This window comes from Capnocytophaga cynodegmi DSM 19736 (assembly GCF_000379185.1).
GTDB classification, from domain to species: Bacteria; Bacteroidota; Bacteroidia; order Flavobacteriales; family Flavobacteriaceae; genus Capnocytophaga; species Capnocytophaga cynodegmi.
On record NZ_KB900733.1, the window covers coordinates 1 to 1,627 of the forward strand.

General features: G+C 28.1%; 2 protein-coding genes and 1 pseudogene. All 3 read left to right on the top strand.

Annotated features, from left to right (window positions below; translation table 11 throughout):
* Positions 1-695, top strand: a 695-nt coding sequence (locus YW9_RS13580) for a hypothetical protein (protein WP_018279781.1), incomplete at its 5' end; no start/stop codon positions are given.
* Positions 637-1,173 (top strand): hypothetical protein, encoded by a 537-nt coding sequence (locus tag YW9_RS13700; protein WP_231555499.1) that lies wholly within the window; start codon positions 637-639, stop codon positions 1,171-1,173. The genes YW9_RS13580 and YW9_RS13700, both read left to right, overlap by 59 nt.
* Before the next feature lie 12 nt (positions 1,174-1,185).
* A pseudogene (locus YW9_RS0108685) lies at positions 1,186-1,627 on the top strand (hypothetical protein); the annotation flags it as partial.

Below are 1,627 nucleotides of genomic sequence, written 5' to 3' on the forward strand. Positions count from 1 at the left end.
ATTTTTTATATCAATTCGATAAAAAAGGCTATAAAGTAGAGATTTTTCCTTTTTCAGAAAAAAAAATATTCAGTCACCTTTATAATGCTTTTTTAATATTCAAAAAAGAAAATATTTTATATACACATTTAGATAAAAAATCAGAAATTCCCCTCCTTTGGCAAAAAGACCTTAGCGATATTACCAGTTACAAGGACTATGATGGTAGCTTAAAACAAGGTGATATAAGGGAAATTTACTCATACAATAATACACTTATCGTTCTTACTCAGGTGTTTATATTACGATTGCATATAGAAACAGGAGAAATTATTTATTCTCTAAGACTTCCCGCAGGGCTTATGACTTTGTCTATCGAGGAGAATAAGGCTTATGGTTGTTATGGCTATCACTATATGGAAATAGATTTGGAAAAAGGAGAATTAATCAATTTCGTTCGCATAGAAAATGCTTTGTTAAATGGCAAGGAATACAACGCTATTATGAATAAAGCCTGTTATAAAGATGGTTTTGTTTTTCACGGATTGCGTTTGGAGGGAGGGCAATACGCCGTTGGAGCAATCAATACAAAAACAGGTAACAGAGAATGGATAAGCCTTCTGAGTTTCAATATGGTAGAAAAAATAGAATTTCACGATGATAAAATGTTTATTTCTGATACTGGCGGTAATTTGTTCATTTACCAGCGAGAATAAGTTCCAATTGGAGTATGCTACAAAATTGCTTGATGAGGGAGCCAACATACGATTTGAAGTAAGCAACCTCTCTGATGATATAAAACGAATTTATGATATTAGAGTTGAAAAATTTGTAGATGAGCAGTTCATAGTTACAAATTTGGAGCTTAAAAACTGGGGGAATTTTTACCCAGAAACCATTAAAAACCAGTTTGTTAAAGATTTACAAAAAATGAAAGAACTGGGTAATATACAATGGATTTTTAATAAAACAAATAACATTTCTGATATAAGTGTATTAAAAACCAATGTAATAAAAGCTCTTAAAAAAGCTGACGGCACACCCATTGAGGAGATACAGAAATTATTTGAGAATGATAGTTTTAAAGATAAGGTCATTCTATGGATGAATACAAATAAAGTCTCTCCTAAATCTTTCTTAGAATGGTTAGATGAACCTGAAAATTTTAACAAGCTCTTTGAAATAGTGGAATAAATTAATAGTTATATGTATAGGTTAACACAAAAAATTAGTGATTTATATGGTTATATGTGTATAGACAATCATATATACGCCAAAATAAAAGGTACAAAACATTTACAAGAATTATCATTAAGTGGAGAAGTTTTATGGCAATCCAAACAAAAAGAGATTGGGCATTATTATGTAAATGAAGATGTTATTATTTTTAATTTATATAATGATAGTGAAGACCAAATTTTTGATGATTTATTTATTTATGACAGAAATACAAAAAAGATTATTTCTAATAAAAAAGTTTCATTAAACTTATATGCAAAAAGGTGTTACTATAAAAATATTTTCTATAATATTGAAGATAAAGAAGTAATTATTTTTGATATCTTAAAAGGTAAAATTTTAGAAAAAAAAGTAACCGAAATAAAAGGCGTTACACTCTTTATAACCGAACATTTATTAATTTCTAAAA

Coding starts and splice junctions, on each gene's coding strand:
- YW9_RS13700 (WP_231555499.1), top strand. CDS start 637: ATGATAAAATGTTTATTTCTGATACTGGCGGTAATTTGTTCATTTACC.